This is a genomic window from Mucilaginibacter aquatilis (assembly GCF_009755275.1).
In the GTDB taxonomy this organism is placed as follows: Bacteria; Bacteroidota; Bacteroidia; order Sphingobacteriales; family Sphingobacteriaceae; genus Mucilaginibacter; species Mucilaginibacter aquatilis.
On record NZ_WQLA01000007.1, the window covers coordinates 223,668 to 244,789 of the forward strand.

Genomic DNA, 21,122 nt, shown 5'->3' on the forward strand with positions numbered 1-21,122 from the left:
TATGAACTTAAATTTACGCTAATTATGAGATTGAACCTTAATTGCAAGGATAAGCCAGTTATCCTAATGCTGCTTCTTGCACTAATTTTTAGCTTTCAGCCCCTCTTTGCACAAGACGGCCGCATTACAGGTGTGGTTGTTGATACCAAGGGCGAAGCCTTACCCGCAGTAACCGTAAGCGTTAAAGGCAAATCAAGAGCCACATCAACCGATGCTAACGGTAAATTCAGCATCACCGCAGGTGCAGGTGACGTTTTAGTACTTACTTACATAGGCACCAACGCTAAAGAAGTAACCGTAACTTCTGAAAAAACCTACAGAATAGAATTAACAGAATCAAGCCAGGCACTTAAAGAAACCGTAGTTATTGGCTACGGTACAAGTTCTCGTAAAGCTATATCAAGTGCTATTACGCAAGTAAAACAAGAGGACCTAAATCGTGGAGCAATAGCCGACGTTGGCCAATTATTACAAGGCAAGGTACCCGGATTAAATATTACTGCAAGCGGTGATCCAAACAAACCCGCATCTGTAATATTACGTGGTGCTTCTACTGTGAATAGCCCTGGTTCTCCATTCTATGTAATCGATGGTATTCCGGGTGCCGATATAGCTGCAGTAGCTCCTAATGACATTGTTACCATCGACGTACTTAAAGATGCCGCTGCTACCGCTATTTATGGTAACCGTGCATCTGCCGGTGTAATTATGGTAACTACCAAAAGAGGAAAGAAAAACTCTTCAATAGTTTCTTACAGCGGTTATGCAGGTGTTGAAAAAGTAAGTAATCAATTAGATTTGATGAATGCAGATGAAATACGTGCATTTTTAACAAGAAATAATACTAATTTTTCTAACGGTAATGACTTAGGTGCTAATACCGATTGGATGAAAGCAATCGAGCGCTCTTCGGCATTTTCTCAAAATCATAACATATCATTAAGCGGCGGATCAGAGCATGGGACATACAGTGCAAGTGTAAATTATTTTAAAAAGAACGGTATATTACAAGGTAGTTCATTAGAGCGTGTAATTGGCCGTTTAGCGGTTGATCAGTATGCATTAAATGATAAGTTAAAGTTTAGCTTGAACCTGTCGAATTCTACTAGTAATTCTAATAACGTACCCTTACAAAACGTAGTTTTATTACAAGCAGCTAAGCATTTACCTGTAAATCCACTATATAATGCCGATGGATCTTATTTTGAAAACTTTAGCAATTTGGGTTATTATAGTCCATTGGCAATTGCCAATAACGCAAAAGATAATACCAAATACAATGTGTTGTTAGGTTCATTTGTTACTGAAGTAAAATTACCTTTCGGACTTACTTACAATGTAAACTTGTCATATCAAAAAACAAGTGCGTCACATGGTGAATATTATGGTTCATATTACAACCTTTACGCAGGAAGTGGCTTTTATAATAACCCTGACCCGGCAATTGGTGTATCTCACTCATTAATTAACTTGGGTAAAAACGGTACAGCATATCGTAGTGAACTATCAAATACAGTTAAAACGGTTGAAACCTATCTTACCTGGAACAGGAAATTCGGTGAGCATTCTTTGACAGCTGTATTAGGTTACTCTTACCAGGATAACGTAGTAGGCGATGGCCTTCAGGCATCAACAATTAACTTTCCAACAGATAACGTTGGCTACAATAATTTCGCATTGTCTAACCCTTACGAAGTTCGCAGTTATATTATTGATTTCGGTAACTCCCAAACTTATGGCAAAACGTTGTTACTTTCTGATTTCTTCAGGTTTAATTACAGCTATAAAGACAAATACCTGGTACAAGGTTCTGTTAGAAGAGACGGTAGCTCGGTATTTGGTGTTAACAACCGCTGGGGATATTTCCCATCAGGAAGTGTTGCATGGCGTATAACTCAGGAAGACTTCATGAAAAGCCAGTCTTTATTTAGTGAATTAAAGTTACGTGCAAGTTATGGTGTTACAGGTAACTCGTTTGGTATAGGTGCCTTCTCTGCTCAGTTACTTTACGGAGGCTTCGATAGATATTACAACAGTGGAGCCTTGGCTCAAGCATTAGCGCCATTACAAGGACAAAATCCTGATCTGAAGTGGGAACGTACAGCATCAACCAACATCGGTGTGGACTTTGCGATGTTTAATAACAAAATTACCGGTTCGGTAGATGTGTATAATAAAAATACACGCGATATGTTATTCAGATACCGCGTATCATCAGCTTTGGTACCTGGAGGTAATATAGTTGCTAACGGCGGTAGTATTAACAACAAGGGTATTGAGGTAAGCTTAACAGCAAATCCAGTCTCAACAAAAGACTTTAATTGGTCGAGTACTATAAACGCGGCTTATAACAAAAATAAGATCACTAGTTTAAAGAGCGTTTATGCTAACGGAGACTCAATCCTGTACACCTCGCCGGAAGGTCCGGGCCAATCGGGCTCTACTTTGCAAATATTAAAAGTAGGCTATCCTTTAGGACAATTCTTTACTTTCAAATATGCAGGCAAAGATGCTAATGGCAACTCGTTGTTCTACAAGCGCGATGGTTCTACTACTAATCAGCCACTTACCGGTGTTGACTACTTTTATGCAGGTAGCCCGCAGCCAAAAGTATTAATGGGTTGGAATAACTCGTTCCGATACAAAAACTTCGACCTTAATATATTTTTAAGAGGTACATTTGGTAGTAAAATATTTAACGCAACCCGCGCAGACTTATCAAACGTAGCTGCTGCGAATGCTAACAACATCTTACGTTCTGCTGCAGACGACAAAATTACTGATACCCGCAACTATTTTTATTCAGACAGGTATATTGAAAGTGGATCTTACGTAAGATTGGATAACTCTACAATAGGTTATAACATTAAACAACCAATTAAATCTATCAGCAACATACGCGTTTACTTAACCGGCAACAACTTATTTGTTATTACAGGTTACAAAGGTGTTGATCCTGAGATTAACCAAGGTGGCCAGTCGCCAGGTATAGATTACAATAACTTTTATCCGAAAACACGTACATTCTTATTGGGCGTAAACGTATCATTATAACATCAACAGACATGAAAAATATATTTTTAACTATCGCATCTGCCGCATGCATGGCTGTAGTTTTTTCATCTTGTCATAAAACAGATATTCAGGTAAATACTCAGCTAACACCAGATGTATTTCCACAGACACCAGCTCAATACCAGGCTGTAACCGGTTCAGTGTATGTTGCATTACGTTCTGATTATACCGGTGCATACTTTTTTTCGCAAAGCCATACAACCGACGAAAATTTGTTGGCTGTATTCGGCCCTGACTGGATTGACGGAAACAGGTATATGGAATTACACCGCCATACCTGGACAAAAGATAACTCTGGTATTAATGCTGTTTGGTACTATTATACTAATATGATAGGGGTTACTAATCAAACCTTATCTATTTTTAAATCAGCTCCCGCAAGTGCGGCAAAATCAGCTAGTGTTGCCGAGTTAAAAACTCTTCGTGCATTTGCTTATTACATAGGTATGGATAGTTTTGGAAATATTCCTTTGGATACCTTATACGGAACCAAGGAGTCACAACCCCAATCTACCCGTGCGCAGGTTTTTAATTTTGTAGAAAGTGAGCTTAAGGCTGCTATTCCTTACCTTAAATCTGACGTTAACCCTACAACTTATGGCTTAGTAACTAAGTACTTTGCATACTCCTTATTAGCTAAAATGTACTTGAACGCTGCCGTTTACACCGGAACGCAACGTTACGATGATTGTATTGCAGCCTGTGACAAAATTATAGGAGACAACAAATACTCGGTAGAGCCTATGGCTTCTTACCTGCAAATGTTTTATCCAACCAACGGTCCAACAACGCAGAAAGAATTCATTTTCGCCATACCGTATGACGCATCACTCACTTCGGGAAATCTAATCTTTGCAAGGTATAACCTCAATCGTAACTTAGGTATACGTTACGGTTATTCAGGTTCTACCGCGGGTGGATATACAAATCCTGTAATAAACCAAAACACGGGTAATGGCTTGGTTAATAACAGACCGAGCGGACCGTCAATGACCACAGCTGAATACTACGCTTACTTCAATGATCCAAACGATATCCGTAACAAACAATGGTTAACCGGTCAGCAAACCTGGCCAGATGGTAGCCCAATTATGGTAAGTACTACCAATATCGGTTATAATCAGTTTTATACAGGATCAGATCCAGGTGGTAAAGTTGTTTATCCGTTGGTGTTAAGCCAATTAACTTTCAGGCCGCGCGCCGGTACCAATTCTGATTATGATTTAGGTCGTGATGAGATTGCATGGAACACTGGTTACCGAAACAATAAATTCCTGGCTGATAACACCAACCCAATCAACCGTAATCAAAACAATGATTTCCCTGTTTTCCGTTATTCAGACATCCTTTTGATGAAAGCTGAAGCCATTTTACGTGGTGGCGCGCCAACTTTAGGTGCAACAGCGTTATCATTGGTAAATCAAATCAGATCTAACCGTACAACATCTGCTGCCTTAACTACTATTGACTTAGAAGGTCTATACGCCGAGCGTGCTAGAGAAATGGCTTACGAAGGATGGCACCGTAACGACATGATCAGATTTGGTAAATATGAAAATACCTATGGTTTAGGTAAGAACAATGCCGACACTTACCGTCGTATTTTCCCTATCCCAACTTCAGGTTTTCAAACCAATTCAAAATTGGTACAGAACCCAGGATATTAAAAGGTGTTGTTTTTTGATCATATAGTGAGAAAATGCCAGCTGAAAAGCTGGCTTTTCTTTTTTTAAGGCTTTTCTGAAAATCGTCTTACTTAGTAATCGTGACTTATAAATTTCGTCAATAATGCTTTTGGCATAGCATTGGCATACCTTAACCGGTAAAAGCTAAATCATTCAAACCGCACTGTAAACCTTGCATTGCGGCGTTTTTTGTTGATAAACATTGTAAGGAAAACAGCACATTAAATGATAGTTAACTACACCGTAGGTGGTTGGGAAATTATAACACAGCGGGCGCACGGATTACTTGCCGCTGCATTAGCAAGCAACTGGAATAAGAGTGTACAAAGCCATCGTTGGGTAGAAACGCTTATTGCCATTGCCGAGCATGATGATGCCCAACTTGAGATGGAGCAAAATAATTTGCTTACCCCTCAAGGTGGTCCTGTTAATTTCGCAATGCGTGGCATGGAACTATCACATTGCCGCGAAACAATGACCCGCGCCTGCAGCAAAAGTATTTACATAGCCCTGCTCTGCTCCTACCATTTAAACTTTTTGTGTAAAGACCAAAACGATGACGCTAGTTTAAAAGCATTCCTAAATGAACAAAAGGCTTTACGCAAAAAGTGGATAGGACTACTAGGCATGACAGACAACGATCTTGAACATGATTACCGGCTGTTTGAATGGTGTGATGCTTTATCGCTTTTACTATGCACACAAAAGTGCCAGCCTGAAGGGCGTTCACTTGAAGTTAGCAAAGGGCCTGATGGCAACCTGCATAAACTTAAAGCAGTTGATAAAGAATATCTGACAATTGATCCTTGGCCATTTGAACAGGATCAATTCACGGTTCAATGCGAAGCCAGATCCATTAAGCAATTGTCTTTTAAAAGTGATGAGGAGTTTAAAAAAAATTTTAATGAGTGCATTCCGGAGTTAAAAACCTGGAATTTTAAAAAGCAGTAACAGCAACATCTAACTATATATTTATGATCAGCAGTACAATATTGAATACCGACGAAGAGAGCACATCAGATTTATATCCTTACCAGCAAAGAGATTTAAGCAAGCTCTTTGAAAAGATGTTGCAGATTAATAAAAAGCAAAGAATACTATATCAGTTGCCAACAGGCGGCGGCAAAACCCGGATATTCTCCGAAATAGCTAAACGTTTTATTGCCGATTATAATCAAGGGGTAGTAGTACTTACCCATCGTAAAGAACTCTGCAGTCAAACCTCTAATACTTTAAAAAAACTGGGGGTAACCAATAAGGTAATTGACAGTACCGTTAAACGACTAAAAGTTAAAGATTGCCGCTCGTGCTTTGTGGCCATGGTTGAAACCTTGCGTAACCGCATCAAAGAAGGCATGATGAACACGTCTGATATTGGCTTGGTAATTATTGATGAAGCGCATCACAATTCGTTTCAAAAACTGCTGGGCAAGTTTCCAAACGCATATATTGTTGGCGTAACAGCTACTCCGTTCAGCTCAAACGCCGATATGCCCATGTACAAAAACTATGAGCATCTTATTGTAGGCGAAAGCATCCAGAATTTAATTGCTCAAGGGTATTTGGCAAAACCTGCCAACTGGCGTTATGATGTTGAACTAAATTCTTTAAAAACCGGCATAAATGGTGATTTTACCATTAGCACATCAGATGAGCTGTACTCCTCACCTGCTATGCTCGAATTGCTGTTGCATGCATACGAGGCGCATTCCAAAAACAAGAAAACGCTGATCTTCAATAACGGAATTTTCACGTCTAAAAACGTTTGCCAGTACTTTGAAGAAGCCGGCTATAACATAAGGCATCTTGATAACCACACTCCTGCTGTTGAACGTGCAGAAATTTTAAAATGGTTTAAAAAGACTAAAGGAGCTATATTAACATCTGTTTCCATATTAACCACCGGTTTTGATGAGCCTACCGTTCAAACGGTAATATTAAACCGCGCCACCACATCAATAACCCTTTACCACCAGATGATTGGGCGTGGAGCTCGTAGATTACCCAACAAAAAAACATTTACCATAATAGATTTGGGAAATAACACCGACCGGTTTGGTCAGTGGCAAACGCCTTTGGACTGGCAGTTGATTTTTGAACGCCCGGAAGCCTTTGCCGAAAGCCTGCACGCGCAAACAGAAAGTGAAGCGCATCCTATACCGGCTGATTTGAAGGCTAAGTTTCCAAAAAGTTTGCAAATGAGCTTTGATATTCAGGATGCCTACAAAAAAGCGCTCGATAGTAATCAGAAGCCTAAGATTGTGATGCGCGATTCTATTAGGCAGCATGCCATTATGTGCATAGAAAATGCCGAATCAATTTCAGAAGGTTTGGCGCTTGCCGCCGAGCTAAGTAAAGAGATTGATTGGAGGGTAAAGCAATATTCGAAATGTCTGGGCAAGGTAACCAAAAACTACACAGACTGGCTTAAGGAAGATTACAGGAATAAACTGAATACGATAATAAGCAAACTCATGCAAAGGCGTAAAGGGAATGATACAGTTGCGCTGTCTGCCTAGTATTTAATACTTAAAGCCAAGAGCCAGAGGGAGTGGTATGGTAGTTGTAATTTGAATCATACATCTATCTTAAATAATTATGGCAACTAAAGGAAAAAAAGACTCATGTTGGTCTGGTTACAAAAAAGAGGGAACAAAGAAAAAAAACGGTAAAACTGTTCCGAATTGTGTAAAGAACTCATCTAAAAAGAGCTAAAAAAAGGAGGGTTGATTCAGTCAACCCTCCTTTTTTGCTATAAATTTTATTGTACTTAAAGTAAATTAACAGAAATGCCTTTTACTGCATCACCAGTTGCTTCATAAGTTTTGCCGTCTTTTACAACCACCACTTTAACATTGCTGGTTACACTGGTCATATTGTAGCCGCCAACTTTCGAAATAAGCTTTACCTGTACTTTATTGTTAACTGTTTTAGCTCCAAAATTCAGTAAGCTATACTTCCCTTCTTTAAAGCCCCATCCTTCACCGGCATCCCAATACAATGTTCCTGATGCTTGATTTTTTTTGTCGAGGCATACATAAAGCGTTAGAGGCTTAAGCGAGGGTTGTGTTGTATTTTGTACTACTTTGCCAGCCGGTATAATGCTACCGCCTTTAATTAATAGTTTGGCTTGATACTCATCATCCTCTTCACCATCAATCAATTTAAGGTTTTCCCATATACCCTTAGGTAGCGCCGGGTTTTTAGCAAACGACGGTATAACTAAAAGCCGCTCACCCAGTAAAAATGCCTGTTCTTCATTTCTTAGTTTTGGATCTTTTACGTCGTCAAAGAATACGGGCAACATAACAGGTATACCGGTTTTATGTGCCTGCTGAAATAACGTATACATATAAGGCAGTAAACGGTACCTACGCTCCAATGCAATGCGCGAAGTTCTCTCAATAGCGGGGCCAAAAGCCCATGGTTCTTTGTCATTTGTTCCGGCACAGGCGTGTCCACGGGCAAAGGGGAGTAAGTTTCCAAACCCAATCCATTGAGCCCACAATTCTCCGCTTGTATTTTCCAGGAAGCCGCCAATATCAGGGCCACTAAATGGTTGTCCCGATAGTCCTAACGTAAGCGACATAGGTACTGATAGTTTCATAAACTTAGGGTCGGCAAGGTTGTCACCGGTCCAGGTTGCTGCAAACCTTTGGCCTCCAAGCAAGTTTGCCCGCGTTAATACAAACGGACGCTTTTGCGGGTTAGCAGCTAAGATACCTTTGCGCGATGCCTCAACCATAAATCGGCCGTAGGCATTATGATAAAGCAAATGCGTTCCGGCCGGTAGCTTGTCTCCGCCCCTATGTGGTGTGTTATAAGGCATTGTTCCCAACCTCAGGTCAGTTGAAAAATGGTTATCATTTATCGCCGGCTCATTCATATCATTCCATATACCGTCAATACCTGTACCCATAAAATCTTTGTAAAGATTAGCCCACCATGTACGTGCGCGAGGCATGGTAAAGTCAGGAAAGACACAATCGCCGGGCCATACTTTGCCATGATACTCCCTACCATCAGGCTGTTTCACCCAAACATCGTTAGCAGATCCTGACTTGTACACAGCATAACCAGTATCGACCTTTACGCCTGGGTCTATCATGTAAATTGCTTTGAACCCTTTTGTGTGCAGGTCTTTATTTAAGTTTGCCGGATCAGGAAAGTTCTTTTTATTGAAAGTAAACACCCGGTAACCTTCCATATAATCAATGTCCATCCAAATAACATCGCAGGGAATGTCTTTTTGACGGAAGGTGTTTGCAATTGTACGCACCTTATCTTCGCTGGCATATGAGAAACGGCATTGGTGATAACCCAACGCCCACAATGGCGGTAAATCAATTGTTCCGGTAAGTTGGGCAAGGCCTTTCAAAACCTCCTGCGGCGATTGCCGGTCAATTACATAAACATTGAATAATGCCCCCTCACTTCTGTATTTAATTTTGTCTGAATTGGTGGTAAGTTCTGCTTTCCATGAACTATCAAAGATAATTCCGAAGGCAGTTCCGTTTTCACGCACACCCATTACCCACGGGTGGGTTTGGTAAAGCCTCGAGCCGCCATCTGCACCGTAAGCGCCGCTATCAGTATTCCATAGTTTTATGGTTTGCCCATTTCGAAGCAGTGGACCTGTCACTTCCCCTCCTCCGTAAACACTAATATTTCCGGTTAAATCAATACTTGCTCCTGCCTTTCCATCCCGAAGAAAAAACACCGGCTTAATTTTCCATGTGGCCGGTACCGGCGACTTAATAGCCATTTCTGACTTTAATATTAGAGGTGGGGTTTTATAAGCGCTAAAACCAAGAGGGCTGAATTTTGCAATTGATTTACCAACCATGCCTGATTCTTTGATTTTAACCTGTTGTGCCTGAAGTTTTAAAGTCAAAACAACCGTTAGTATTGAAAAGCATAGATAGATTTTTAGTGCGCGAACCATGTATAAAAGACTTATTTAAAAAAGGGCTTGTAATAATTGTTAAAAACAAAAGCGCCTGGTTTTGGCCGGGCGCTTTTGCATTGTGATAAGGTATTACTTAATTAAACCTTGTTTACTTAATGTAGCGGCAGCTTCTAGAAGCATCATACCGCTTAATTGAGTGGTTAAATCAATAGTTGCACCCGGTTTGCTTTTCCAGTTTGAATTGATAAGCAATTGCGGACGGCTTATACCTTGAGTATAAAGGGTGGTTGCATTAAAGTTAAGGAAACTGATCATTGCGTCTTTATCAGCTTTTGGTACTGCAGGCTCTTGAACAAGCAAAGTTAAGTATCTTATTAAGATGCCTTTAAATAAACCTCCGTCACCCTGGCCTTCATCTTTCAAAATTCCTCCCGGAGATAACTCCAAATCTTGAATAGTAGCTTTAGCGGTGCGAATGGCATCATTAAGATAAGCCACCTCATTGGTTGTTTTATAAAGCTCTAATCCCGCGCCAATAAATACGCCCTGGTTATAGGTATATTTATTTTTAGTGATTACGCCGTCGTTGTTGTAGTTCACGCCGTCCCATAATATTCCGTTGGCCGGGTCAACAAGCTTGCCTTTAAGCCATGTATATAATTCGCGGGCAATTTGCAAGTCGGCAGCATTTTTTTGCACGCGATATAAACGTGTAGCAAAAATTATTGCCGGTGCATTTGCAGGCGTATTTTTAAAATAATTACGATCTTTAGTCCAGCCTATGCCACCGCCTTGGATATCGTTCCGGCCGGTTTTAATGTCAGTCCATAAAATGTTTACTGCATCCAGGTAAGCATTGTCGTTAGTAACCTCATAGCTACGTAGGGCCGACAAGGCAAGCCACTCCATATCATCATAAAAATTATTCTGGAACCTGTTGCCGTTACTCTCCTTGATGCCATTAAGCAAGCTTAACATACGTTGCTTGTATACATCATTTTTGGTTCTGATGTAAGCATCAACCATAACATCAAGCGCGTGAGCATTTGGCCAGTAGTGGAAGGTGGTCTTATCTGCGTTGTTTTCTTTGAAATACTTTCCGTTTGCCGATAAGTAACTTGAGTAAAGCCTGTCTTGTACCGAATCGGCAGTTGCAGCCCACGAGTAATTTACCGCCGCTACCTGCTCATCATTATATAAAGGCACGGCTTTATCCTTCAGGCATGAGCTTGCTGCGGTTACCAGCAAAATTGCACCTGATATGCTGAAAGCTTTTATGCTATTAAATTTCATATTGTGTTTATTTAAAACCGCTGCTGCCACTTTAATTAATGGCAGCAGCAGATAAATTATTTAACAGTAATGGTGTGATTATAAGCTGTAGAGGCAGCATTGAAGTTCACTGTGATATCTACGTTTTTGTTATCAGCAGCTGAATTGAACTTATATGAATTATCATATTGGTTACCGTCAACCTTGGTTAAGTTGAAGTAAGCCGGAGCAGTATTGGCATCCGGACGGTTATTGTCGCGGTTGCTGCTGCCATACCATTCGTTTGTAGCTACACCCGCAGCATCTTTAACTCCCATGCGGAATTTGTAACGCTCATCTCTGCCCCATGTTTCCTGACGGAATACTATAGGCGCGTTGGTAATAGTCCAAACGCCGTTTGAGGTATAGTTAAGCGTATGTAAAATCTTATTTTCTGGCGAGAACCATAATCCAACAGAGGTTATTTCTGTTAATGTAGTGCTGGTTTCTTCAAATTTAACTGCAATACGGTAAACCTTAGTACCACCGGCAACAGTTATATCTCCACCTTCAACTAAGGTTGTGCCATTATTTGAATAGGTCTTTGCTGAAGCATTAGTACCTGCTGCAAAATGGTAAGTACCGGCTTTTAGTGATGTATACATTTCAAAGCTACCTTGTCCGAGCTTTTTAAAGCGTAGTGCTTTAGTTAAATCGGCACCAGCTTCGGTGGCGCTACCTGTTAAATACAAGTCGGCAGGTACCTCTGCAAAACCAGCAGGGCGCTCAACTTCAATAAGTCTTGAAGTTGTCGATTTTTGCAGGTTGATGCCTTTTGAAGCCCAAATTGTCCATTTTAGTTTTCCGGTTGCTAATGATTGGATACCCGCCATGTTAGCAATCCTATTCAAATCTGCATCACTGATGGTAAGCTTTGTTCTCATACCCTTCTCGTCTGATGGAACAGAATATAAAGGTTGTGAAAAGTCGCCAGTAGCCTTGTCAAAAACTACTTCATAAAGCACAAGTCCGCCATCCTCGGCGCGAGATTGCTCCCACTCAAAAGTTTGAGTGCCCGCTTTAGGATCAAGCTTAATAAATTTATTATCAGTAGGACCGTAGAAATTTGTAACTGCCGATACATTCGTATTACTAAGTTCTTTGTCTTTTTTGCAACCAACACCCACGCAAACAAATAGAGCAAGGGTCAACACATTTAATTTATATGCTAAGTTTTTCATTTTTAATTTCTTATCGAGTTGTTCAATTATTTACCATCCTGGGTTTTGAGTCAAATTCGGGTTGAGGTTTCTCTCCTCGCGTGGAATTGGCCACAGATAATGCCTTGCCGGGTCAAACACACGCTGGTTTGCCCTTATGTAGCCATTATCAATTGACGGAGGACCAAATTTTGCACCATGAGCCCAACCGTTTAAAACAGTTTCGGCCGTGCGCCATCTGCGAATATCAAATATTCTTAAGCCTTCCATAGCCAATTCGGTACGGCGCTCATTACGAATGATACTACGTAAGCCATCTTGTCCGGCGGCTGCATTGTAATTAAGTGCAGTAGCGCTGGTGAATCCGGCACGTGACCGTAACGCACGAATAGTACGGTCCCAAACATCATTTGTCATTTGGCCTAACTCATTCTTAGCCTCTGCATACATCAGCAAAACATCGGCGTAGCGAATTAGTATTAAGTTAAGACCTGATTGGAAATTTGCTGCTGATGTTGGATCGTAGTACTTACGCAGATAATAACCTGTTGACGACGAAACAGAACCCGGTGCATACTCATCTACCCGGCTTTGATCAGGATCGGTGCCTGGTTTAGTGTAGATTGTTTTTGTAGTACCGTCCGGCTTTTTCCATTGATAGTTATGATAAACTATAGTTGCAGTAAGACGAGGGTCACGGTTAACATATGGATTGTTCTCATCATAACCCGAACCGGCTTGGTTTATGGCCAACCCGTTTGTCATTAAGTAACTGTCTACCAGTTCCTGGGTTGGTGCAAAGTTATTCAGTCTTGCACCCACAGATATAGGGGCAAAATCAAAGAAATTATTGTAAGTACGTAATAGTGGCACATATTGCATATCTAATATTACTTCGCTGTTGTATTCATTTTGAGGCAAGAATAAACCCTCATAAGATGAGAACAGGCTGTAAGAACCATTAGCACCTGACATAAGCTGCTCACATCCGGTTACCACATCTTGCCATCTTCCCTCGTACAATAATGCACGAGTTTTCAATGCTATTGCAGCGCCTTTTGTGATACGACCTTTATCAGCAGCAGCATAAGCTGTGTTTAATGGTAGAACTGCGGTAGCAGCATCTAACTCTTTTAAAACAAAGTCAACTACCTGCGCGCGTGGTGAACGGCTTATAGTTTTTGCCTCATCAATAGTGATGTCTTTTTCAAACAGCGGCACATCGCCAAACCAGGTATATAATTGAAAATATTGGAAAGCACGAATGAAACGAATTTCACTTTTCATACGCTCACGTAAAGCGGGATCCATGTTCGCAACTTTATCAACATTTTCTAAAAAAACGTTACAGGTTTTGATGCACGAGTAGTGATTATCCCATTCGCCATTGAAACGACCAAGCGAAGGATCCTGATTACCCGCCGCAATTGTTGCCACGCCTTCGTTATCGCCCCTGCTGTTGTACGCATTATCTGATAAAGCTTCGTTGTAGAAAAAATAGTTATTGTTGAACATTTGCGAGTATGCAGTGTTCAAAACGGTTTTGGCCTTTTCAGTTGTTGTCCAGTAATTTAAATCTGTAAAGCGGTCCACGGGTGCCAGGTCAAGCTTCTTACACGAAACGCCTAGTATGAGCAGCACCAGTATTAAACCTTTGCTTTTTATATTTCTCATTTTCGTAATATTTAAAATGTTACATCTAATCCAAAACCTACATATACCGGCGTAGGGTAAGTACGTCCACTATTGGCACCTGATGCTCCAAGGCTATTGTTAAATTCACTGGCCTCAGGATCTAAAAACTTCAATTTTGACAGTGTGTACAAGTTTTGGCCTGATAAATAGGCACGCAAGTTTTGCATGCCCAATTTATTAGCAGCCTTTTTAGGAAGCGAATAACCGATTTGTACGTTTTTTAAACGTGCGTAGGCTGCGTTATATATGTAAAGGTCAGAGCCACGACGGAAGTTATTTTCAATTGATGCACTTCCGCTGGCTGCTAAACGAGGGTACTCAGCGTTAGGATTGGTTGGAGTCCAAAAATCAAGTTGATGTTGATACATGGTTTGTCCATAATTAAAATGGAACGGTTCAACTAACTCACCACGTACAAAGGTACTGCGACGGCCAACACCTTGAATAAATACGCTTAGATCAAATTGTTTGTAGGCTACATTGTAAGTGAAACCAAAGTTGTAACGCGGGAAAGGATTACCTAATACAAAGTTATCTCTATCATTTATTACACCATCCTTATTAACGTCAACATACCTTATATCACCTGGTGATAAAGCTAAACCGGCAGGTTTTGGGCCAGAGGCAATTTCTTCAAGTGTTTGAAAGTATCCATCACGTTTCAAACCAACATATGATTGAAAAGGCAAGCCCGGCTGAAGAATAACCTGCGCTTCGTCATACTTTAATAAGCGGGTTCCACCTTCGTAGTATAGCACCTTATTTTTGTTATCACCTATATTTAGGTTAAACGAATGACGCAGGTTGCGGCCGTTCAAGCGGTAATTGATGTTGATTTCCCATCCGCGGTTTTGTACCTCCCCGGCATTGTAATCAGGCAAGCCCGATCCGAATACCCCTGGCACAGCAGGCGGAATTAAGATATCACGAGTATGTTTATCAAAATAGTCTAACGAAACATTAAGTGAGTTTTTAAAGAAAGTTGCATCAGCACCTAAGTTTAACGTAGCTGCACGCTCCCACCTTATATCAGGATTTGCAAAATTAAAACCAGTACCACTTACTGATACATTATTAAACCCGTAAGCATTTTGGAAGGAAGAATAAGTAGTTTGATATTGATAGTCCCTTACGCTTTGATTACCTAAAATACCATAAGAACCACGTAGTTTTATATCACCAACATTACTACGATATTTCTCCATAAATCTTTCCTGCGTAATGCGGTAACCGGCAGAAAATGAAGGGAAGAATGCTGACCTGTTTTGTTTGTTAAACTTTGATGACGCATCAACACGGAAGCTAAACTCTCCGTAATACTTATCACTGAAAGAGTAATTAGCACGACCAAATAAAGAATTTAAACTAGTTTCAATTGTGCCCTGATTACTATTAATCGAATTAGGATCGATAACCGTTTCAGTGATTGGTGTTCCTAATTCCGGATCTGTAAACTTCCGGTATAAGTTTACCCGTTCACTGTTAAATGATTCATTCGAAACACCAAGCAACAAAGTAGTAGAATGTTTTTTATTAAATACTTTGTTAAATTCTGCTAAAAACTGTGTATTCAGCAACAAGTCTTTATAGTTCTCATCATTATTATTCCTGTCAGCACCTGATACGCCACCTGGGAAATAATTTACCTGCAAAGTTCTCGCGTATTGGTGATTAGCATTAAGTGTTCCACCAAAAACGCCACGCAGCTTCAAGAAATCTGTTACGGCAAATTCTGCGTTTAAACTTCCAAAAATGTTGTCATTGTTGTATTTACGGTAACCTCCCTGTTCAAGTACGCCTAGTGGGTTAAACTCGCTTAACACTGCATTAGTAAGGTACCGTCCCTGATCATCTTTTAACTGATAGTAAAGTGGTACACGACTTGCATCAACAATAAGCGTTGATGTGTTTGATGAGTGATCTTTAATATCAGAATGAGCATAAGCTAAGATTGTATTCAGCTTAAGCTTACCGTACTCATTGGTCATGTTTAAACGGTAATTATAGCGGCGTAATCCTAAACCCGGTCCTACAAGGTTGTTACGCTGATCAACAAAGCCAGCTGAAACCAGATAGCTTGATTTTTCGCTGCCGCCTGTTAAGCTCAAATTATGATTTTGCTGTAAGGCGTTCTTCAATATTGCATCAAGGAAAAATTCAGTGTCGCCTTGTTGTTGGAATGTGCGTATTTGATCGGCACTAAAAATCGGTTGCTGGCCAGCATTCACATTGGCCTGGTTACGTAAAATAGCATTTTCAAATCCGTGAACCGGTTTGTAAAACACCTTTGGGGTTTGAATGCCAACTAAACCATTATAATTAAGTTGAGTACGGGCATTCTTCTTTCCCTGCTTAGTTGTAATCAAAATTACACCGTTTGATGATCGCGATCCGTAAATTGCAGCCGAACCTGCATCCTTCAACACCGATACGCTTTCAATATCGGCAGGATTAAGTAAGTTTATATCCCCACCTACTATACCGTCGACAACTACCAAAGGTGAATTATTATTCAAGGTGCTTATACCACGAATATTGATGTTTATTCCTGCTCCAGGCTCATTATTACGTTGTTGTATTATTAAACTTGGCGATGTACCTTGTAAAGCCTGGGTTACATTCACGGCAGGCTTACCTTGTATTGCAGCAGAAGTTACCTGATCAACAGCACTGGTTATGGACGCCCTGCGTTGGGTACCATAACCTACTACCACTACATCACTTAAAGCACTTTGGTTAGGCACCAACTTAACGCTCAGTTTAGCACCTGCTGTATAAGCTTGCTCTTGTGTAGTATAGCCAATAAGGCTGAACACTAACGTGCCCGATGATGAATTCAGATTAAGTACGAAACGACCGTTTACATCTGTTGCAGCGCCTATCTGTGCGTCTTTCACTTTTACGTTAACACCTGGTAAAGCCTCACCTTTTTCATCAACTACAGTACCTTCAACACGGGTTGTTTGCGCAAATGCATTTAGCAACGCGCAAAAAAGGAAAGCTAAAAGCAATCCGGTTGTTCTGGCACATCGAAGTAAGGATGATCTGGAGAAATTTATCTGATAAGTAAATATCCTCATAATTAGATTTTATTGAGTTAAATTGTGTTTGTGTGTTTTCTTATTAGAGATATCCGTAGATATTTTTAGTTTACGTTGATACATCACCGGGTTGATAATGCTCATACAATATATTCCGTACGCCAGCAGAACGCATAGCAACATGCAGGTAAAAAATTCTCATACAATTGGTTTTTAATGGTTTATTACTAAGATCTGGGTAATCTCATAAATCGATTCAAATATAATAACTAAAATGATTTAGCAAATATGGATTTGTAATATTTACAAAATTTTATATGAAATACCTATCAACTTTACGGTATTACAAAAAGTTGCGTTTAACATTACCAATAATCAATATTATTGCGCTTTTAAGCCTGATTTTACTACCTATTTAACCTTAGAAAACTTAGCGGCAAACAAGAAAATAACGGCGTAACAAACGATTGGTAGGTAATAAGCCTTGGCCACGTCGTAATCAGCAATTTTACCCATCAATATTGGGAAAATTGCCCCCCCTACTACAGCCATTGATATAAAAGAGGATGCCTGCTGGGTTTGCGAACCCAGGTTTTTAATACCCAAGCTAAAAATTGTAGGGAACATGATACTAAAAAAGAAGTTGATCATGAATAGTGCTGCGAATGATATCCAACCCAAACTTTGAGCCACTATAAGGCACATTAATATATTACCTAAAGCAAATGCAGCCAATAATTTATTAGGTGCTATAAAGCGCATTAAATAAGTGCCAATGAAACGGCCGGCCAGCATCATAATCATAAATACAATCATGTAACCGCTTGCTGCAGAGTCAGTAAGACCCATTTTATCATGACCGTAGTTGATGAAGAAGGCCCAGGTACCGGCTTGGGCTGCAACATTAAATAGCTGTGCAATTACCGCCCAAACAAAGTGTGTATTCTGAAAAAGCTTTTTTGAAGGCACCTGCGCAACGTCGCCCTCAATTCCGCTATTAACATCGCCATGCGGGTCAACCGTGGCAGGTACTTTTACTGTGGCAAACAATAGGGCTGTTAAACCTATTACAGCGCCGATTATAATGTATAACAACTTTATTTTATCTAACCCCTCGGTACCAACTTCTTCTGTTCCTTTAAAAATAAATTGAGAACCTATTAGCGGGCCAATAATGGTACCAAGGGCGTTAAAGCTTTGCGCGAAGTTGATACGCTGGTCACTGGTATCCTGATGGCCTAAAGAGGCAACAAACGGGTGAGCAACAGTTTCAAGCGTTGACAAACCACAACCTAATACAAATAATGCTATCCTAAAAAAGCCAAACGACTGTGCGTTTGCCGCCGGAACAAATAAGAATGAACCTATTGCAAACAAGGCAAGACCAAGCAAAACGCCATTTTTGTAACCGAAACGCTTCATGAACAATCCGGCAGGTATACCCATTATAAAATACGCACCAAATATTGAAAATTGCACCAACCCTGATTCTGCTTTTGATACATGCAGCACTTGCTGGAAATGCCTGTTAAGCACATCACCCAAGGAAATGGCTATACCCCAGAACGCAAAAAGCGATGTAACAAAAATAAGTGTGATCAGGAATTTTTTATCGGTGAAAGATGGCTTTATAGTCATGACAAGGGTATAGCTGGCAACACCAGGTTACAAATATTTAGTTTTATAAATTGTTAATGGTAAATCTTATGCAGGATTATTTCTTGCTACGTAATTGTTCAAGCGTAGCATAAATTTCAATCATTGCTCCCTGATCAATCAGCCTCTTCTCTTTCTTGTTTCCAACTAAGTTATTTGCATCGCGCTCTTTCTCCCATATGGCATCGGCATCTTGCTCAAAGAAAGTTATCCACTCCCTGTTCTTGTCGATTTTATAAAGCTCGACATAACCGCGAAGCATTACGGCATTAAACCAGTACTCATTTGGCAAGCGTCCGTTTTTAAAGAAATGAGTTTTACCGGCTTTAGCAACTCGCTGCGCCTCTGCGAGGTATTTCTTATCTTTGGTAATGGTGTAAAGTATAGCAGCTGATTGCAGCATGGTACCTGTGTTGTAGGTGTAAGTTGCCTTAGCTATTTCCATTGATGGCAGCTTAATGTTATCATAATACACGCCTTCAGGAGCTTGCAGGTGCTTTTTTGTCCAATCGTATATATCAATTGCTGTTTTGAGGTATTCCTTATTTTTGGTTGCTTTATACAATTGTAATGCTACCAAAACACCCGGACCATTCGAACAGGTATTTTTGGTTGTAAAATCTTTTTCGCGCCAATATATACCGCCACCACCTACAGAGTCAAGTCCACCTAACATAAAGCGATAGATCATCTTTGTTGTATCAAGATACTTTTTTTGATGATTGCGTTTATAGGCATCCATGTATGCAATGGCAATCCACTGATTATCATCATAGTAAAGTGTAGTAGTCTTTTCAGCAACTACATAGTCCTGATAGGCCGGAAATGGAGGTGTTGCCCTGTAATACTTAGCAATAGCATTTTCAACCGGTAACATGTATTTTTTACCGGGCTCGATAACTTCCATCTCATTGGCTGCCTGTATATATGCGCATAGCGGCCACAGGTATGAGTGCGGGTGCTCATTCTTTGCCGGATCTGTTGTCTCGTAATACAGCGTTGACTTTGGATCTTTTAAGTTTTTATTAATAGCGTTGTAAATATCTTTAACATGACTTCTGTAAACAGACGTTTGAGCCTGTGTACTACCAAATGCTAATAGGGAAACAAATACTACAAGAGCGCTTTTATAATTGATCATAATCGGTTTCAGTATTGGTGTTATGTTTTAGCTTAACAGGTTTGGTTTGGTTTGATAGGTTTTCCATAAAAACTCACCAAAAATTGTATTTGTCCACGCAAACCAGCTACGTGTGAACTTTTCAGGGTTATCTTTATGGAAAGATTCATGCATAAAACCGGTACCCGCATGTGTGTTTTGCAACGTTTTAATACAGTACCTGATTTCCTCGTCGTTACTGCTGGTTAAGCCGCGGGCAATTATACTCATAGGCCATATCATGTTTTTGCCTATGTGCGGACCACCAATACCTTCAGCAGCTGTACCCTTGTAATAAAAAGGATTATCTGTAGATAACAAAAGCTTACGTGTATTTTGATAAATACTATCGTTTACATCAACTGAGCCTAAGTATGGCATAGCCAGTAAGCTCGGTATATTGGCATCATCCATAAGGTTGTAGCTTCCAAAGCCATTTACTTCGTAAGCATACACTTTACCATACTTTGGATGAGTAACTATGGCATGTTCCTTTAAAGCATTTTCTACTTCGATGGCTAAATCACTAAGCTCTTTGGAGGTGGCTTGATCTTTAGCTACAACAGCCATCATTTCTGAGGCTTGCTTTAAACTGGTTACCGCAAAGAAGTTTGATGGAATGAGGAATGAGAACACAGTAGCATCATCACTTGGCCTGAATGATGAACAAATAAGGCCTACCGGTTTAACCGGGTATCCAAAGCCTTCCATTGGTACGCCATCTGTTGCCCATGCTGTTCTACGCTGGAAAGAATAAGGACCGTCGTTTTCTTTGCGTTGTTGCTCTTTAAACGTTTTAAGTATTGCTTTTACAGCTTGTTGCCAGTTGTTATCAAACGGTTTAGTATCACCTGTATTTTTCCAGTAATGGTAAGCCAGGCGTACCGGATAGCATAATGAATCTATCTCCCATTTACGCTCATGAAGGCCGGGCTGCATCTTAGTTAAATCGTGCGCCCATTCACCTACCTTGTTATCATCCCCGTAAAAGGCATTTGCATAAGGGTCTTTTAATATACATTTTACCTGCCTGTTAATTACACCAGCTATAAGGTCTTTCAGCTTAGTATCCTTGCTCATGAAAGGTAGGTATGGCCAAACCTGGGCAGTACTGTCTCTTAGCCACATGGCATCAATATCGCCGGTTATAACATAAGTATCCGGCCGCCCTGCGTTGTTTGAGTAGGTAACGGTGGTATCTAACGTATTAGGAAAGCAGTTATTAAATAACCAGGCCAATTCCTTATTCTTAACATTTTTGCTAAACTCTGTAATAGCACTTTCAACTGCATTACTTTTAAAATGCCTTTTAGAAGGCGCCACGCGTACCACTTTAAAATCAGGAGCAATTGCATGTGCCAGATTGCTGCTCAACATGCTTGCCGAGCCTATAATGCCAGCTTGTTTAATAAAAATCCGTCGTTTCAAAAG

The 21,122-nt window shown here is 40.3% G+C and carries 12 protein-coding genes; 4 read left to right on the forward strand and 8 right to left on the reverse strand.

The window, feature by feature from the left end; all coding sequences use genetic code 11:
* Positions 1 to 24: 24 nt before the first annotated feature.
* The 4 genes from GO816_RS16910 (at position 25) to GO816_RS16925 (ending at position 7,279) form a co-directional block, all read left to right on the forward strand.
* A complete protein-coding gene (locus GO816_RS16910) occupies positions 25 to 3,054 on the forward strand; it encodes a SusC/RagA family TonB-linked outer membrane protein (protein WP_232336607.1) in 3,030 nt (1,009 codons plus the stop codon).
* Positions 3,055 to 3,065: 11 nt separating this feature from the next.
* Entirely contained in the window at positions 3,066 to 4,742 is a 1,677-nt protein-coding gene (locus tag GO816_RS16915) for a RagB/SusD family nutrient uptake outer membrane protein (RefSeq protein WP_157543132.1), read from the forward strand.
* Between the two features lie 243 nt (positions 4,743 to 4,985).
* Positions 4,986 to 5,711, forward strand: a complete 726-nt coding sequence (locus GO816_RS16920) for a DUF3891 family protein (RefSeq protein ID WP_157543133.1) — start codon at positions 4,986 to 4,988, stop codon at positions 5,709 to 5,711.
* 23 nt (positions 5,712 to 5,734) lie between these two features.
* Positions 5,735 to 7,279, forward strand: a complete 1,545-nt coding sequence (locus tag GO816_RS16925; RefSeq protein ID WP_157543134.1) for a DEAD/DEAH box helicase — start codon at positions 5,735 to 5,737, stop codon at positions 7,277 to 7,279.
* Positions 7,280 to 7,530: 251 nt separating this feature from the next.
* Here the strand turns inward: GO816_RS16925 and GO816_RS16930 are convergent, their stop codons facing one another.
* The 8 genes from GO816_RS16930 to GO816_RS16965 form a co-directional block, all read right to left on the reverse strand.
* Positions 7,531 to 9,654: a TIM-barrel domain-containing protein gene (locus GO816_RS16930; protein ID WP_232336608.1), complete on the reverse strand. Its 2,124-nt coding sequence runs from the start codon at positions 9,652 to 9,654 to the stop codon at positions 7,531 to 7,533.
* A gap of 144 nt (positions 9,655 to 9,798) precedes the next feature.
* Complete coding sequence (locus tag GO816_RS16935) at positions 9,799 to 10,962, reverse strand: glycoside hydrolase family 76 protein (RefSeq protein ID WP_157543135.1); 1,164 nt, start codon at positions 10,960 to 10,962, stop codon at positions 9,799 to 9,801.
* A 56-nt stretch (positions 10,963 to 11,018) separates the two neighbouring features.
* Positions 11,019 to 12,161, reverse strand: a complete 1,143-nt coding sequence (locus tag GO816_RS16940) for a SusE domain-containing protein (RefSeq protein WP_157543136.1) — start codon at positions 12,159 to 12,161, stop codon at positions 11,019 to 11,021.
* Positions 12,162 to 12,191: 30 nt separating this feature from the next.
* Positions 12,192 to 13,814, reverse strand: coding sequence for a RagB/SusD family nutrient uptake outer membrane protein (locus GO816_RS16945; RefSeq protein ID WP_157543137.1), 1,623 nt, complete (start codon positions 13,812 to 13,814; stop codon positions 12,192 to 12,194).
* 11 nt (positions 13,815 to 13,825) lie between these two features.
* Positions 13,826 to 16,915: a SusC/RagA family TonB-linked outer membrane protein gene (locus GO816_RS16950; protein ID WP_157543138.1), complete on the reverse strand. Its 3,090-nt coding sequence runs from the start codon at positions 16,913 to 16,915 to the stop codon at positions 13,826 to 13,828.
* A 372-nt stretch (positions 16,916 to 17,287) separates the two neighbouring features.
* Positions 17,288 to 18,514 (reverse strand): L-fucose:H+ symporter permease, encoded by a 1,227-nt coding sequence (gene fucP, locus GO816_RS16955; protein WP_157543139.1) that lies wholly within the window; start codon positions 18,512 to 18,514, stop codon positions 17,288 to 17,290.
* Positions 18,515 to 18,590: 76 nt separating this feature from the next.
* Positions 18,591 to 19,673: a glycoside hydrolase family 76 protein gene (locus GO816_RS16960; RefSeq protein WP_157543140.1), complete on the reverse strand. Its 1,083-nt coding sequence runs from the start codon at positions 19,671 to 19,673 to the stop codon at positions 18,591 to 18,593.
* A 27-nt stretch (positions 19,674 to 19,700) separates the two neighbouring features.
* Positions 19,701 to 21,119 (reverse strand): glycoside hydrolase family 125 protein, encoded by a 1,419-nt coding sequence (locus tag GO816_RS16965; RefSeq protein WP_157543141.1) that lies wholly within the window; start codon positions 21,117 to 21,119, stop codon positions 19,701 to 19,703.
* Between the last annotated feature and the right edge of the window lie 3 nt (positions 21,120 to 21,122).

Coding starts and splice junctions, on each gene's coding strand:
- GO816_RS16920 (WP_157543133.1), top strand. CDS start 4,986: ATGATAGTTAACTACACCGTAGGTGGTTGGGAAATTATAACACAGCGG.
- GO816_RS16935 (WP_157543135.1), bottom strand. CDS start 10,962: ATGAAATTTAATAGCATAAAAGCTTTCAGCATATCAGGTGCAATTTTG.
- GO816_RS16940 (WP_157543136.1), bottom strand. CDS start 12,161: ATGAAAAACTTAGCATATAAATTAAATGTGTTGACCCTTGCTCTATTT.
- GO816_RS16925 (WP_157543134.1), top strand. CDS start 5,735: ATGATCAGCAGTACAATATTGAATACCGACGAAGAGAGCACATCAGAT.
- GO816_RS16915 (WP_157543132.1), top strand. CDS start 3,066: ATGAAAAATATATTTTTAACTATCGCATCTGCCGCATGCATGGCTGTA.
- fucP (WP_157543139.1), bottom strand. CDS start 18,514: ATGACTATAAAGCCATCTTTCACCGATAAAAAATTCCTGATCACACTT.
- GO816_RS16910 (WP_232336607.1), top strand. CDS start 25: ATGAGATTGAACCTTAATTGCAAGGATAAGCCAGTTATCCTAATGCTG.
- GO816_RS16945 (WP_157543137.1), bottom strand. CDS start 13,814: ATGAGAAATATAAAAAGCAAAGGTTTAATACTGGTGCTGCTCATACTA.
- GO816_RS16960 (WP_157543140.1), bottom strand. CDS start 19,673: ATGATCAATTATAAAAGCGCTCTTGTAGTATTTGTTTCCCTATTAGCA.
- GO816_RS16950 (WP_157543138.1), bottom strand. CDS start 16,915: ATGAGGATATTTACTTATCAGATAAATTTCTCCAGATCATCCTTACTT.